The 408-nt window shown below is 52.9% G+C and carries 1 rRNA gene; it reads right to left on the minus strand.

Going from position 1 to position 408, the window contains the following annotated elements:
* Nucleotides 1-408: ribosomal RNA gene (locus MW695_RS22295) — 16S ribosomal RNA — on the minus strand; the annotation flags it as partial.

Here is a 408-nt window from a genome sequence, read left to right on the forward strand (position 1 = left end):
CCTATTTGAATAGCACTTGTTCTTCCCTAACAACAGAGCTTTACGAGCCGAAACCCTTCATCACTCACGCGGCGTTGCTCCGTCAGACTTTCGTCCATTGCGGAAGATTCCCTACTGCTGCCTCCCGTAGGAGTCTGGGCCGTGTCTCAGTCCCAGTGTGGCCGATCACCCTCTCAGGTCGGCTACGCATCGTCGCCTTGGTAAGCCGTTACCTTACCAACTAGCTAATGCGCCGCGGGCCCATCCTGTAGTGATAGCCAAAGGCCATCTTTAAGCGTTTATGCATGCGCATAAACGCTATCATCCGGTATTAGCACCGATTTCTCGATGTTATCCCAATCTACAGGGCAGGTTGCCCACGTGTTACTCACCCGTTCGCCGCTAACTTCAAAGGAGAACAAGTTCTCC

Source organism: Halalkalibacter sp. APA_J-10(15) (assembly GCF_023017105.1).
In the GTDB taxonomy this organism is placed as follows: Bacteria; Bacillota; Bacilli; order Bacillales; family Bacillaceae_D; genus Halalkalibacter.